Raw genomic sequence first — 13640 nt, forward strand, 5'->3', positions numbered from 1 at the left:
GACAGCGTGGCCGAAGCGGGCGGGCGTCGCATCGGGAGGCCGGGGGGACAGCAGGGAGGCGGCGACGGATCGAGAAGGTGTTAGGGATCGGTCAGCAGCCGGGCAGCCAGCCCAAGAAGGGAGGCCGCAGTGGATGTCGGCAAAGACCTATGCCATGTGGGGCGGCATCATCCTGCTGGTCCTGGGCGTCATCGGCCTCTTCACGGGGCGCGTCTTCATCCTCAACTCGGACATCATCGAAGACCTCATCCATCTCGTGGTGGGCGCGATCCTGGCGTACGTCGGCTTCAGCGGCACCGATGCGCAGGCCAGCACCTGGGCGAAGATCTTCGGGGTGGTCTTCCTGGTGATCGGGGTCGTGGGCTTCTTCCTCCCGAAGCTCTTCAACCTGCTGCCGAGCGGCCTGGCGGCGGCCGACAACATCGTCCACCTCATCTACGGCGTCGTGGGGGTGTGGGCCGGCTGGATGTACAAGCCCGCGACGGCCTGAGCCGCCTCGCGCCTCCTCAGCGCAGCACGGCCAGCTCGCGCGGCTCGACCTTGCGGTAGACGCGCTCCGGCGGCCGGCGCACGCCGTCCACCGTGAGCAGGGCGTCGACGGGGATGCCGAAAAGGCGTTCGTTCTCCTGCAGGTAGGGGAGGATCACCGTCCAGTCGTCGGGGGTCAGGTCGGCGTAGCGGCCGCCGTTGAGCTGGAGCTCGTCGCAGCGGCCGTGGGGGTCGCGCAGGTAGATGGCCCCGCCGGAGGCGAGCGAGAAGAGGTTGCCGCCCGGATAAGGGGTGGGCAGGTCGACGAGCGTCCCGTTGGGAGCGGTGGTGATCCCGTTGAGGATGACGAAGCCGCCCCCCTGCGTGGGGATGCCGGCCATGAAGGACTCCGCCAGGTAGTCGAGGGCCGTGCCGTTGATGACCACGCGGGGGCGTCCCACCGCGTTGATCAGCGGCCGGCCGGCGGCGGAACCGCGCACGAAGACCTCGCCGCCCTTGGCCCCGTAGAGGAAGGTCTGCCCGACGTCGCCGTGCACCACCAGCCGGCCGCGCTTGAGGATCTGGCCGAGCTGGTCCTGCCCGTTCGCGTGCACGACCACCGTCATCCCGTCGAGCCCTGAGGCCAGGTAGTCGCCCGGGCTGCCGTAGACGTCCAGGTGCACCCCGTCGCTGTGCGGGCCAAAGCCGCAGCCGATGAAGCGCTGCCCGCGCACGTCGAAGACGACCATCCGCCGCCACCCCAGGCGGTAGGCCTCGACCAGGGCGCGGGCCAGGCTGGACGGGCCTTCCGAGGGGAATCCGACGGCGTCCACCAGCAGCAGGGGCTCGGGCCACGTCTCCCGGGGCCGCAGGTGCGCCAGCCGGTGGCGCGCTGGCCAGGCCAGGCGCACCACCCCGTCCCACACCTCAGGGACGGCGCGCAGGACCGTGAAGAGCGTGCCCTGGAGCAGCGCGCGCACCGAGGCGGGCTTCTTCCGCCCCGTGGGGTAGACGCCGTCCAGCAGCTCGGTGAGCAGGCCGACCGCGCCGCGCAGCGCGGCGGGGTCGAGGAGGGCGAAGCGCTGCACCGCCTCGAGCCACTCCACCAAGTCGGCGTAGGACCACTCCGCCATGCGGCGGCGCGCCACTTCGGCCTCCAGCGCCTCGCCGCCTTCGGCCGGCCGCGCGCGCCCACCGCCAGTGCCCGCGGCGCCCTCGCCATCGCCCACTACGTGGCCGGCCCCGGCGGCCCGGCGGACGACCAGGCGCACGGTGGGCAGGTAGTGGACCTGCCCGGGCGGGACGGTGACCGGTTCCCCGAACTTGTTGGTGCAGACCAGGTGCGCCGCTTCGCCGGTGCGCTCGACGGTGTAGACGAAGGCGCCGCCGTCGGTGTAGGAGCCGCCGCGGGCGTTCCAGTACCGGTCGGCCAGGGGGGCGACACGGGGGTCCTCCTGGGCCAGGCTGGCCAGGGCGGCGTCGATGGCCTGCTTCTCCGAGGCGATCACCCCCACCTGGACCAGGCCGTCCTGCAGCGCGAAGACCTGCGGGCGCAGCATGGAGGTGTCGGTGATGCCGATGAGCTGCCAGGGTCCCCCGCCGCGCACGGTGCGGGCCACGATGAAGAACCAGGGCCCGTCCGGCGAGCCGTGCAGGTGGGCGCGCTGGACCGCCCGGTACAGCTGTCGGCGGGCGGGAGGCAGCAGGAGGAAGTCCCGCTCCGTGGTGGGCGCCATGGCCTCGAGCAGGACCTCCAGCGGGTAGCGGAAGGTGCGCGCCCACAGGTCGAAGAGGAGGACCGCCACTTCGGTGTCGGTGAGGAAGAGCGGGTACAGCCCCCGCTGCGCCAGGTACTCCCCGACGGCGTGGTAGTTGGCGAAGTCGCCGTTGTGCACCAGCGCCACGTCCAGCGCGGCGAAGGGGTGGGCGCCTCCGGGGTGCCACACGCGCCCTTTGGTGGGGTAGCGCTGGTGTCCGATCCAGACGTGGGCGCGCAGCTCCTCCAGGCGGTAGTACTGGAAGGCCTGCTCGGCATAGCCCACGATCTTCAGCACCAGCAGGTCCCGTCCGTAGGAGAGGACGAAGGCGCGCATCCTGCCGTCCCCGTAGAGGGCCCGGTTCAGGCGGAAGGCCCACTGGCTGAGGCACTCGTCCTCCGCGTCCTGCGGGTCGAGCCCCTCCAGGCCCCGCGCCGCCACGAAGCGCTCCAGCACCTCGGGGCGGACGCGGGCCACGTACCGCCACACGTCGGGCGGGCGCACGGTCAGCCCCGGGACGTCGCGGTAGTCGTCCACCGTGGGCAACCGCCCGCCCTGCACCACCGCGAGCTCGGGGAGGAACTGGCGCTCCACCTCGCCGAGGGCCTCGGGGTCGAGCAGGGCGACGTGGATGAGGTAGTGGGTGGCCAGCGTGCGCGCGTCCACGCCCACCTCCTCGGGGACGAGGCCGCAGGCGGCCAGCCCGCCCCCCTTGCCGTTGCCGCGGTTGTGCATCTGTCGGCAGGGGGCCAGCACGTGCCGGCCGCGCACCGGGACGGAGGCGGCCAGGCCGACGACCCCGCAGCCGCCCTCCGCCTCGGCCGGCCGCGGCGGCACCGGCACCGGGCCGAGCGCCCGACGCGCGGCCACGAGCGCCCGCACCCGCGCCGTCGCGTCCTGCGGGCCCGCGGCCGCTCCCCGCACCGGCACCGTCGCCACCGTCACGACGCCGCCCCCGGCTCCACCAGGTAGCGCAGCAGGTCCGTCCGCCCGCGCAGTGCCTCCACGCGGCGCAGCCCCAGCCGGCTGAGGATGTCGCGCAGCACCATCGCCCAGGCGCGGTAGAGGTTGGCGATGCGCTCGGCCCCCCAGTCGGGGTCGATCAGCCGGCTCAGCTCCGGGTCAGTGGTGGTGATGCCGAAGGGGCACCCCTTCCCCTTCTCGCAGTCGCCCAGCCGCGTACAGCCCAGTGCCACCAGCTCGGCCATGCCGAGCACGACCCCGTCGGCTCCCAGCGCGATGGCCTTGGCCGCGTCGTAGGGGGTGCGGATGCCGCCCGAGGCCACCAGCACCACCTCGTCGCGGATCCCCTCGGCCACGAGGAAGCGGTGCACCTTGGGGATGGCGTACTCGATGGGCATGGCGATGTTCTTCTTGGCGATCTCCGGCGCCGCCCCGGTCCCGCCGTACCCGCCGTCCAGGTGGACGACGTGCGCCCCGGCGTAGTAGATCCCCACGGCCACCATGTCCACGTCGGTGGGCGTGGAGACCTTCACGGCCACGATGGCCTCCGGGTTGACCTGGCGGATCCAGTCCACGTGCTTCTTGTGGTCCTCCACCGAGTAGACGCTGTGGAAGGGGAACGGCGAGTAGAGGCTCACCCAGGCCACCGACTCGCGCATCGCCGCCACGGCCTCGGTGACCTTGCCGCCGAGCAGGTGGCCGCCCAGGCCCGGCTTGGCTCCCTGGGCGTACTTGAACTCGACGAAGCGGGCGCGCTGGATCGTCTCCTCGCGCACACCGAAGAGCCCCGTGGCCACCTGCGTGATGATGTGGTCCTGGTAGGGGACGAGCTCGTCGGGGTAGCCGCCTTCGCCCGTGGAGGTGAAGGTGCCGATGCGCTGGGCGGCCCGGGCGCGGGCGAGCATCGTCTGCAGGCTCACCGAGCCGAAGGACATCCCGCCGCCGTAGACCGGCAGCGGCAGGACGAGCTGGGGACCGTCGCCGCGGCGGTTGAGGGCGAGGCGCAGGTCCACCGTCTCGGGGTCGACCCGCTCCGGCGGCTGCCACGCCGGGTCGACCTCGAAGACGAACCGCAGCCGGTCGAAGCCGCCGCCGGAGCGGCCCACGGTGTACTCGCCGTGCGCCGGGGGCCGCCCCGTGGCCGCCATCGCCCAGGTGCCCTGCAGCAGCTCCGGCGGCCAGCGCAGGTCCCCCATGGTGGGCCGCTCCCCGTCCGGGGAGGTCCCGGGGCGCAGGGGCCCCTCGACGGCAGGCACGAGGCGGCGGAACTCGGCCTCCTCCTCGGCGTAGAAGATGGCCCGTCCCACCTCCCCGCGCAGCCGCCGCACCTCGCGCAGGCCCATGGCCCCGAGGCACTCCAGGAGCTGGTCGCGCCAGGCGGCCATCAGGTTGACCAGGCGCTGCGCCCCCCACGCCACATCGAACTCCCCCGCCTCGGCGGCGCAGTGGCCCTTGTCCGCCCACAGCGCGCACCCCAGCGCCACCGGCAGCGTGAAGTCGATGCCCACCAGGTCGGCGCCGCAGACGATGGCCTTGGGCACGTGCTCGGCCGCGGCGATCCCGCCGCTGGCCACCACCGCGACCGGGTCGCGGAGCCCCTCCGCCACCAGGCGGCGGTGGACGGCGCGCAGGGCGTCGGCCAGGAACCCCGCCGGCGTGCGGCCGTACTCGTCGGCGGTCAGGTGCAGGACGCCCGCGCCAGCGCGCACGAAGGCCAGGGCGCGCTCGGGGGTGGTGGCGTCCAGCGGCAGGCGCCAGGCCACCACGGCCCCGGGATGGGCGGCGGCGACCAGCGCCTCGACCCGCTCGAGGTCCCCGGGATCTGCGGGGCCGTCGACCTCGAGGTAGGGGACGCGAGACCACAGGGGGCGCAGCGCCTCCAGGTGCCGCAGCGGCACGCGCACCCCCAGGGCCTCGGTGAACGGGGCCAGGTCGTCGGCCCATTGCTCCGGCTCGAGCAGCGCCACCGTCCCGAGGCGCTGCGCCGCGGCGGCCACGGACAGCAGCGGCGTCCGGCGCTCCAGCGGCAGGGGGTAGGGGTTGAAGAGGACGGGGAAGGGCAGGGTCAGGCAGGGCGGCAGCGCGTCGGGGGCGTCGAGCCGCACCACCTCGGGCCGGCGGCCCACGTCCACGGCGGTGGAGATGTACTCGCGGCCGTGGATGCCGTCGCGCGTGGGGCGCACGATCTCCGACATGTCCAGCCAGATCCCGTCGAAGCCCGGGCCGGCGAAGGGCCCGCCGTACCCCGCGCCCGAGATGGGGATGCGGCCGCGCTCGGCCATGAACCAGGTCTGGGTGATGATCTCGGCCGTCCAGTAGGGGTCGCCGGCGCCGCCGCTGGCGAAGGGGGCGTGGCCGTACTTCACGTACTCGTCTCCGCCCTCCAGGCGGAACGCCGCCGGTGCAGGAAAGGGTGCAGGCGCGGGGTGGGTCTCGATGTGGTAGCGTCCGCCGGGCAGGTCCCTCACGGAGCGGAGGGTGGACCTCCCTCCGAGGCGGCCGGGGCGGGGATGGGCGGGCGGTACCAGTTGGTGATGGGCAGGCGGCGGTCGCGCCCGAAGGCCTTCGTCGTGATGCGCACCCCCGGCGGCGCCTGGCGGCGCTTGTACTCGTTCCGGTCGACCATGGTGACGACGCGGGCCACCACCGCCGGGTCGAAGCCGCGCGCGGCGATCTCGGCTGGTGAGAGGTCCTGCTCCACGTACAGCTCCAGGATCTGGTCGAGCAGCTCGTAGGGCGGGAGGGTGTCCTGGTCGGTCTGGTGGGGGCGCAGCTCCGCCGACGGGGCGCGGGTGAGCACCTCCTCGGGGATGACGGCGCCCCGGGCGTTGCGCCAGCGGGCCAGGGCGTAGACCAGCGTCTTCGGCACGTCCTTGATGACGGCGAACCCGCCGGCCATGTCGCCGTAGAGCGTGGCGTAGCCGGCGGCCAGCTCGCTCTTGTTCCCGGTGGTGAGGACCAGCCAGCCGAACTTGTTGCTGAGGGCCATCAGCAGCGTGCCGCGGATGCGCGCCTGGATGTTCTCCTCCGTCACGTCCTCGGGGCGGCCGGCGAAGACCTCCCCCAGGGTCCGGCGGAAGGCGGCGAAGACCTCGTCGATGCGCAGCTCCACCGGGCGGAGCCCCAGGTTGGCCGCCACCTGCCGGGCCAGCCGGTGGCTCTGCTCCGAGGTGTACGGCGAGGGCATGAAGGCCACGTGGACGTGCTCGGGGCCCAGGGCGTCCGTGGCGATGGTGGCCACCAGCGCCGAGTCTACCCCGCCGGAGAGCCCCACGACGACGTCGCGGAAGCGGTTCTTCCGCACGTAGTCGCGCGTGCCCAGGAGGAGGGCCTGGTAGACCTCCTCCAGCGGCGCCAGCGGCGCAGCCACCGCCGGTTCCACTGGTGGGCGCGAGGGGTACCGGGGCGCGGTCGAGACCGGCACGTGCGGCGTGGGGATGTGCGGCTCTTCCTCCCCGAGCGGCGTGGGCGGCAGGCGGCGCGCCCGCCGCACCTCGTCCAGCGGCACGTCGCAGACGACCAGCGCCTCCTGGAACTGCGGCCCTCGGGCCAGCACCGTCCCGCGGTGGTCCACCACGAAGCTCATGCCGTCGAAGACCAGCTCGTCCTGGCCGCCCACCTGGTTCACGTAGGCGATAGCCACCTCGTAGTCGCGCGCCCGGGTGGCCACCATCTCCTCGCGCAGCCGCCACTTCCCCCGGTCGTAGGGGGAGCCGTTGATGTTCACCAGCAGCAGCGCCCCGGCGGCGGCGCCGGCCTGGCAGGGCCCGCCGGGCGCCCAGATGTCCTCGCAGATGGTCAGCGCCATGGGCTGGCCGGCCACGGTGAAGACGGGGCAGGCACGGCCCGGGTGGAAGTAGCGCCGCTCGTCGAAGACGCCGTAGTTGGGCAGCCGGTGCTTGTGGTAGATGCCGGCCACCTGCCCGTCCCAGCACAGGGCCGCGGCGTTGTAGAGGTGGTCGGCGGCGTCCACGAACCCCACGACCACGGCCACCTCGCGGGCGGCGCGGGCCACCTCCTCCAGCGCCTGGCGGTTGGCCGCGACGAAGTCGGCACGCAACACCAGGTCTTCGGGGGGATAGCCGGTGAGGACGAGCTCGGGGAAGGCCACCAGGTCCGCGCCGAGCGCCGCCGCCTGCCCGATGCGCTCGCACACGCGGCGTGCGTTGCCTTCGATGTCGCCCACGATCGGGTTGATCTGGGCCAGGACGATGCGCACGGTGGGCTCTCCGGCCCCCGTCTTAGCACCGAGCCCGGGGGGTGTCAAGGACGCCGGGGCGGCGGCGGCGGGCCGGTCGGCGCGGGTCTAAGGGCGCCCGGATGGGGGCAGAATCCTGGTGAAGGTCTCGGCACAATACGGACAGGCTCTCCGACAGGGCAAACTCGAAGCGATTCGAGGACGCAAAGCCACGGGGCCTCCCGGAGCGATCCGGGAGGCCAGCCGGGCCGCCGAAGAGGGCTCCGACGAGGTGTGCGGCGCGGGGTCCCGGCGGATCCCGCGCCGCCGGCATGTTGGGGGAGGAGGGACGGCGATGCGCAGCACACCGGGGGCGGCCGCCTCCGAGCGCGGCGTCACGGTGCTCGAGCTGGGCGTCGCCGTGGCCTTGCTCCTCCTCGTCCTGGCCACCTCGGTGGTCTCGGTGCGGGCCCACCTGGCCGACCGCCAGCTCACCGGCTGGACGGAGACGCTGGTGAACGACGTGCGGGCGGCCCAGCAGCTTGGCATCTCGCGCCGTGCCGTCGTGACGGTGACCTTCACGCCGCGCGCCGGTGCGGCGCCGGCGGGCTACACCACGCAGATCGGGGGCACCACCCTGCGTCGCCAGCCCCTGCCCGTTCCCCTGGACCTCGCCACCACCCTCCCCGGCAATACCCTCCAGTTCAACACGCTGGGGGTGCCCCTGATCACCGCCGCTGCCGAGGTCACCGTGACGCACCCGTCCCGCGGCGCCAGCCGGGTCGTCACCATCGCCCCGGTCACCGGAGCGATCACCGTTGGCCCCTGAGGGTGCCCGGCGTTCCGCCAGCTCCCGGGAGCCGGTGGGGGATCTCCAGCGGGGACCTGGCCGGCCGCGTGAGCGCGGAGCCGCCCTCGTGGACATCATCGTCGGCCTGAGCGTGCTGGCCTTCGTCACGCTGGCCGTGATGAACATCTTCCTCGCCGGCGTCAGCCAGGCCCGCACCGCCGGCGTGCACGGGGAAGCGGCCGCGTGGGTGCAGGCCGAGCTCGACTACCTGCGGGCGCTGGGCTACGGCCACGCCTGCCTGGCCGCCGGGACGCGCACGCGCACGCCCGGCGCCGCCGGGTGCACCGCGCTGGAACCGGCGCTCCCCGCCGCCTTCACCCAGGCCACCATCACCGTGGAGGCCGACGTGCCCCTCCCGCGCACGAAGCGGGTGACCATCGAGGTCGTCCGGGCCGCGCGCCTCTTCTTCCGGTCGGCGACCTATGTGGCAGACCTGGAGTGACCCGCCGGCGCAGCGCCGTAGGGGCGAGGAGGGGTTCACGCTCCTCGAGGTGATCTCCGCCATGGCCATCATGGCGCTGGCGCTCACCTCCATCCATCTGACGATCGGCTCGGCGGTGCGCTCGAAGCTCTTCACCTCGAGCTGGATCCGCAACCAGGCGCAGGGGCGGCTCATCGTGGCCTGGGTGGCCGACCGGGTGCGCCAGGCCGGCTTCCGCGTCGACGGCAGCAGCCCGGTGGCGCGCTGCCGCGACCCCATCGCCGCGCAGGACCCGGCCTACCGCCCCACCGACACCCAGCTCTACGTGAACGCGGACGTGGACAACGACGGGGCCCCCGAGACGCGCGGCTTCACCCTGGCGACGGTGGGCGGGCGCACCGTGTTGCAGGAGACCATCATCCCCTGCGCGGTGGGGGCGTCACCGGTGGTGGCCCCGCTCACCGACGTCCGGCACCTGCACGTGCAGTCGTTGGACTTCGACTACTACGACGCCGCCGGCACCCCCCTCGGGGCCGCCGCCCTGACCACGGTGGCGGGCATCCGCGCCATCCGGACGGTGCGCGTCCAGGTGCGCCTGGAGGCGGACACCGGCGCCCAGGGGCCGACGACCCAGACATGGAGCACGCACGTCTGGCTGCGCAATCGATGAAGCCGCCTGCTGGCCCGGCCGGCCGCTCCCGCACGCGCCTCCGGCGGGAGCCGCGGCGGGGCGCCGGGCCCCGGTCCGGCGGCGTGGCCTGTGACGAGCGGGGCGCGCTGACGCTGGTGGCGCTGCTCATCATCCTCGTCGTCCTGGTGATCGGGGCGGGGGTGCTGAACAGCCTCCTGGGGGAGGCGGCGGGCAGCATCAGCTACCGCTACGGCGCCAACGCCTTCCTCGTCGCGGAGGGCGGGCTCAACTGGGCCGCCGCCCGCCTGCGCCAGGTGGACGCCGCCACCTTTGCGGGCCCCGTGACCCAGTCGCTCCTGGCCGCGGGGGGTCAGCCGGTCGGGGAGTTCACCGTGCAGGTGCGCTGCGTGGATGGCAGGCCGGTGGGGCCTGATGCGTGCGCCACCGCGCCCCCGTCCCACCGGCGGCTGGTGCGGGCGGAAGGCTTTGTCCCCACCCGGGCGGGGGCGCTCGGCCAGCGCGTCCTGGAGGCGGTGCTGGAGCAGGACACCTTCTTCCGGCACGCGGTGTGCGGGTACGAGGGCGTGACGCTCGACCAGGGCGTGACCGTCCAGGGGAATGTGGGCAGCGAGGCCGACCTCATGGTCGGAGGCCCGCGGACCAACCCGGCGCGGATCCGACGGGCCCCGGACGGCAGCCAGCCGGGCAACGCCTACGCCGTCGGGACGATCACCTGCAGCGCGGCGGCAGACTGCAAGACGCCCGTGGAGCAGGTGGAGGGGACAGTCAACCCTGGCCAGGCCCCCGGGTCGGTCTGCCCCAACCGCACCGAGGTGCGGCAGACCTTTGTCTGCACTCCGGGCACCACCGACGTCACCGTCGGTCCCCCGGGCGCCACCTTCACCTTTACCGCCGCCAACGCCCGCAGCCTGCGGAACCTGGCGACCGAGCGCGACACGACGATCGTCTTCCAGACCACCGCCCCAGGCGAGGTCCTGGAGGTACACCTGGAGACGCTCACGGCCGGGCAGCGCACGCGCTTCATCGTGCAGGGCCCCGGCCGGGTGCGCCTCTCCGTGAACAGCCAGATGGTCCTGAACCAGCAGGCCCGCTTCGGCCTGGTGGACGCCGACCAGAACGGCAGCCCGGACGACGCCAACGGCGACGGGGTCCTGGACCTGGTCCAGGCGGAGCGCCTGGTCGTCCTCAGCTGCAATAATGGGAACCCCACCCCCGCGCTGGCCTTCAACCAGACCGGGCAGCTCAGCGGGCTGTTCATCGTCCCCAACGGCACGGTGCAGATGGACCAGGCCCAGCTCAGCAACGGGGCCATCCTGGCCGGCCGGGTGCAGTTCGACCGCAGCACGGCCTTCACCTTCGACGCCACCGCCCTCAATGTCGGATTCGGGTTCACCCGGCTGATCGCCTGGCAGGACCTGCCCTGAGCGCCCTGCTCACGGCACTCCCCCCGCCAGCGGGTCTCACCCGCGCAACCGGGCGGGGAGGAGGCTCGCGGCGGCGAAGGTGCCGATGGCCAGCAGCACGATCGTCCCCCCGGCGGCCAGATCGAGGTAGAAGGCGGCGACCATGCCGCCGACGACCGCCAGGAGGGCCACCGCCACGGCGAGGATCAGCGTGCGCCGGAAGCTGCGGGCCAGGCGCAACGCGGTCAGCGCCGGCAGGACGATGAGGGCGCTCGTCAGCAGCACCCCGACGATGCGCATGGTGACGCCGATGACCAGCGCGACGAGCCCGGTGAAGAGCAGGTTGAGGGCGTCCACGGGGAGACCCTGCACGCGCGCCGCCTCCTCGTCGAAGGTGACCGTGAACAGCTCCTTGTAGAAGGCCGCCACCGTCCCCAGCACGAGCACGCCGAGCCCGAGGATCACCCACAGGTCCAGCGGCTGGACGGCCGTCAGCGCCCCGAAGAGGTAGGCGAAGAGGTCGACGGTGAAGCCGTCGGCCAGCCCGAGCAGCACCACCGCCAGCGCGAAGCCGCCCGAGAGGAAGACCGCCAGGGCCGCCTCGCCAAACAGGCCCCCGCGGCTGCGCAGGCGCTCGATCCCCAGAGCTCCGAGGACCGCGGCCCCCAGCGCTCCCGCCACCGGGTAGATGCCGGCGAGCAGGGCGGCGGCGATCCCGGCGAGCGCCACGTGGGAGAGGGTGTCGGCGATCAGGCTGAGGCGGCGCAGGACGAGGAAGACCCCCACCACGGCGGCCACCGTCCCCACCATGGCGCCGGCCAGCAGCGCCCGCTGCATGAAGCCGTACTGCAGGACCTCGGGGAGCACGGCTAGTGGGTGTGCGCCACCACCCAGCTCTCCGGGCGGTAGAGCTGGGCCAGGGCCCCGGAGCGCAGCGCCTCCTCGGGGGGGCCGTGAAAGACCAGGGTGCGGTTCAGACAGGCGAGCTGGGTGACCTCGCGCGCCACCACCCCGATGTCGTGCGAGACCAGGAGGATGGTGGTGCCGCGCTCCTCGTTGAGCCGGCGCAGCAGGCCGTAGAACTGCTCCTGCGCCTCCACGTCCACGCCCACCGTCGGCTCGTCCAGCACCAGCAGGTCGGGCTCGCCCGCCAGCGCCCGGGCGATGAAGACCCGCTGCTGTTGCCCGGCGCTGAGGCGGCCCACCGGCTGCGCCTCATGCGCCTGCATGCCCACGGTGGCCAGGGCGCGGCGCGCGGCGGCCACATCCTCCGGGCGGAAGCGCCGCCCGAGCCCCCGCCGCCCGCAGCGCCCGCTCAGCACCACCTCCAGGGCCGTGGCGGGGAAGCGGGCCTCGAAGGCCACAGCCTTCTGCGGGACGTAGCCCACGCGGTGCCAGCCGGTGAAGGCGGGCAGCTCCTGCCCGAAGAGGCGCACGTGCCCGCACTGGGGCCGCACCAGCCCCAGCAGGACGCGCAGCAGCGTCGTCTTCCCGGAGCCGTTCGGGCCGATCAGCCCCAGCACGTCTCCGGCCCGTACGGTGAGCGAGACCCGGTCGAGCACCCGCTCGCGGCCGAAGTCGACGCAGACGTGCTCGACCTCGGCGACGGGCGGGCGGTCGGCGTGGCGCCAGGGCGCGCTCATCGACACGCCAGCCCCTCGGCCAGGTGCTGGAGGTTCTCCGCCATGACGGTGAGGTAGGTGCGCCCGGCCCGGCGCTCCTCGGGGGTCAGCCCCTCCAGCGGGTTGAGGACGCGCGTGCGGGCCCCTACCTCGCGGGCCAGCGTCTCGGCCAGGCGCGGGCTCAGCAGGGTCTCGGTGTAGACGACCCGGACGCCGTGGCGCCGCGCCTCGCGCACCAACTCGCGCAGCCGGGCAGGGGAGGGTTCTGCCTCGGGGCTGAGGCCGGTGATGGCGATCATGCGCAGCCCGTAGCGGCGGGCCAGGTAGGCGAAGGCGCCGTGGGTGGTGATGAAGGTGCGGCGCCGGCAGTCGCGCAGCGTGGCGGCGTACCGGCGGTGCAGCGCCTCGAGCTCGGCCTGGAAGCGGGTGGCGTTCCGTGCGTACAGGTCCGCGCCGGCCGGGTCGACCGCCTGCAGCCCGCGCAGGATCGCCGCCACCTGCCGCTGCGCCAGCACCGGGTCGAGCCAGACGTGCGGGTCGACGGCCTGGGCCGGCCCGCGCTCGCCGGCCGCTCCGCGCCCGCCGGCCGGCGCACCCGCGTGCGGGTCCTCATGGGGCGTTGCACGGAGGAGGGGCAGGCCGGCGGTCGTCTCCACCACGACCGCATCGTCCGGGAGGTCGCGCCGCAGCCGGTCCACCCAGGGTTCGAAGCCGGCCCCATTGTAGATGAGGAGGCGGGTGCGGCTCACCCGGGCCAGCTGCTGGGGTGAGGGCTCGTAGTCGTGCGGCTCGGCGCCGGGCGGGACCAGTGTGGTGACGTCGATCCGGTTGCCGCCCACGCGCCTGGCGAACTCCGCCAGGGTGTCGAAGGAGGCAGTCACCGGGACGCCTCCGCCGCGTGGGGCGGGCCGGGCGCACGCGGCCAGCGCCAGGAGCAACACCAGGCCCAGCGCGGGCCGTGACCATCCGACGGTCCGGCTGGACGCGCGCTCGCTCATGCTCCGGCCTCAGGGCGTCGCCCCCGGCAGGGACGGCAGTACCCGAACAGCTCCAGCGCGTGCTCCGTCACCTGGAACCCGCGGACCCGCCGGCCGTCGATGGGCGGCAGGGGGCAGGCGCGGAGCGGGCGGATCGTCCCGCAGGCGAGGCAGACCAGGTGGTGGTGGTGCCGGCCGCGCCCCGCCGGCTCGTACCGTGCCGGGCCGTCGCCCAACCACACCTGCCGCACCAGGCGCCCCCGCACCAGCGTGTCGAGCGTGCGGTAGACGGTGACGAGTCCGACCCGCGGGTGGAGCCGGCGGGCGCGGCGGTGGATCTCCTCGGCGGT

The 13640-nt window shown here is 74.0% G+C and carries 12 protein-coding genes and 1 riboswitch; of the genes, 5 read left to right on the top strand and 7 right to left on the bottom strand.

Going from position 1 to position 13640, the window contains the following annotated elements:
- Positions 1-133 precede the first annotated feature (133 nt).
- Positions 134-490 carry a DUF4383 domain-containing protein gene (locus tag RB146_00665; protein MDQ7827492.1) on the top strand — a complete coding sequence of 119 codons (357 nt, stop codon included), beginning with the start codon at positions 134-136 and terminating at the stop codon, positions 488-490.
- A 16-nt stretch (positions 491-506) separates the two neighbouring features.
- On the opposite strand, the gene RB146_00670 is transcribed toward RB146_00665, so the two are convergent.
- Genes RB146_00670 through RB146_00680 form a run of 3 tightly spaced genes read right to left on the bottom strand, consistent with a single transcriptional unit; the run spans position 507 to position 7407 of the window.
- Complete coding sequence (locus tag RB146_00670) at positions 507-3170, bottom strand: glutamate synthase (GenBank protein MDQ7827493.1); 2664 nt, start codon at positions 3168-3170, stop codon at positions 507-509.
- Positions 3167-5656, bottom strand: a complete 2490-nt coding sequence (locus RB146_00675) for a glutamate synthase-related protein (GenBank protein MDQ7827494.1) — start codon at positions 5654-5656, stop codon at positions 3167-3169. Before RB146_00675 ends, RB146_00670 begins: the two co-directional genes overlap by 4 nt.
- Positions 5653-7407 (bottom strand): NAD+ synthase, encoded by a 1755-nt coding sequence (locus RB146_00680; GenBank protein ID MDQ7827495.1) that lies wholly within the window; start codon positions 7405-7407, stop codon positions 5653-5655. The genes RB146_00675 and RB146_00680 overlap by 4 nt, the downstream gene beginning before the upstream one ends.
- A 147-nt stretch (positions 7408-7554) precedes the next feature.
- A riboswitch (cyclic di-GMP riboswitch) is annotated at positions 7555-7642 on the top strand.
- A gap of 78 nt (positions 7643-7720) precedes the next feature.
- Between RB146_00680 and RB146_00685 the strand changes: the two genes are divergently transcribed.
- From RB146_00685 to RB146_00700, 4 genes are all read left to right on the top strand, one after another.
- The gene (locus RB146_00685; protein MDQ7827496.1) at positions 7721-8194 is read left to right on the top strand and encodes a hypothetical protein; all 474 of its coding nucleotides are present in this window, start codon (positions 7721-7723) and stop codon (positions 8192-8194) included.
- A gap of 88 nt (positions 8195-8282) precedes the next feature.
- Positions 8283-8657 (top strand): hypothetical protein, encoded by a 375-nt coding sequence (locus tag RB146_00690; GenBank protein MDQ7827497.1) that lies wholly within the window; start codon positions 8283-8285, stop codon positions 8655-8657.
- Positions 8638-9306 carry a prepilin-type N-terminal cleavage/methylation domain-containing protein gene (locus RB146_00695; protein ID MDQ7827498.1) on the top strand — a complete coding sequence of 223 codons (669 nt, stop codon included), beginning with the start codon at positions 8638-8640 and terminating at the stop codon, positions 9304-9306. The genes RB146_00690 and RB146_00695 overlap by 20 nt, the downstream gene beginning before the upstream one ends.
- Before the next feature lie 83 nt (positions 9307-9389).
- Positions 9390-10712, top strand: a complete 1323-nt coding sequence (locus tag RB146_00700; protein MDQ7827499.1) for a hypothetical protein — start codon at positions 9390-9392, stop codon at positions 10710-10712.
- 36 nt (positions 10713-10748) lie between these two features.
- Here the strand turns inward: RB146_00700 and RB146_00705 are convergent, their stop codons facing one another.
- From RB146_00705 to RB146_00720, 4 genes are all read right to left on the bottom strand, one after another.
- Positions 10749-11558, bottom strand: coding sequence for a metal ABC transporter permease (locus tag RB146_00705; GenBank protein ID MDQ7827500.1), 810 nt, complete (start codon positions 11556-11558; stop codon positions 10749-10751).
- A 2-nt stretch (positions 11559-11560) separates the two neighbouring features.
- On the bottom strand, positions 11561-12334 hold the full coding sequence (locus RB146_00710) for a metal ABC transporter ATP-binding protein (GenBank protein ID MDQ7827501.1): 774 nt from the start codon (positions 12332-12334) through the stop codon (positions 11561-11563).
- On the bottom strand, positions 12331-13311 hold the full coding sequence (locus RB146_00715; GenBank protein ID MDQ7827502.1) for a zinc ABC transporter substrate-binding protein: 981 nt from the start codon (positions 13309-13311) through the stop codon (positions 12331-12333). Before RB146_00715 ends, RB146_00710 begins: the two co-directional genes overlap by 4 nt.
- On the bottom strand, positions 13308-13640 hold a 333-nt coding region (locus RB146_00720; protein MDQ7827503.1), incomplete at its 5' end, for a transcriptional repressor. The genes RB146_00715 and RB146_00720, both read right to left, overlap by 4 nt.

The organism is Armatimonadota bacterium, from assembly GCA_031081585.1.
In the GTDB taxonomy this organism is placed as follows: Bacteria; Sysuimicrobiota; Sysuimicrobiia; order Sysuimicrobiales; family Humicultoraceae; genus Geohabitans; species Geohabitans tengchongensis.

Excerpts from the sequence above, each read along its gene's own strand:
- RB146_00665 (MDQ7827492.1), top strand. The coding sequence starts at position 134 with ATGTCGGCAAAGACCTATGCCATGTGGGGCGGCATCATCCTGCTGGTC.
- RB146_00685 (MDQ7827496.1), top strand. The coding sequence starts at position 7,721 with ATGCGCAGCACACCGGGGGCGGCCGCCTCCGAGCGCGGCGTCACGGTG.
- RB146_00695 (MDQ7827498.1), top strand. The coding sequence starts at position 8,638 with ATGTGGCAGACCTGGAGTGACCCGCCGGCGCAGCGCCGTAGGGGCGAG.
- RB146_00710 (MDQ7827501.1), bottom strand. The coding sequence starts at position 12,334 with ATGAGCGCGCCCTGGCGCCACGCCGACCGCCCGCCCGTCGCCGAGGTC.
- RB146_00715 (MDQ7827502.1), bottom strand. The coding sequence starts at position 13,311 with ATGAGCGAGCGCGCGTCCAGCCGGACCGTCGGATGGTCACGGCCCGCG.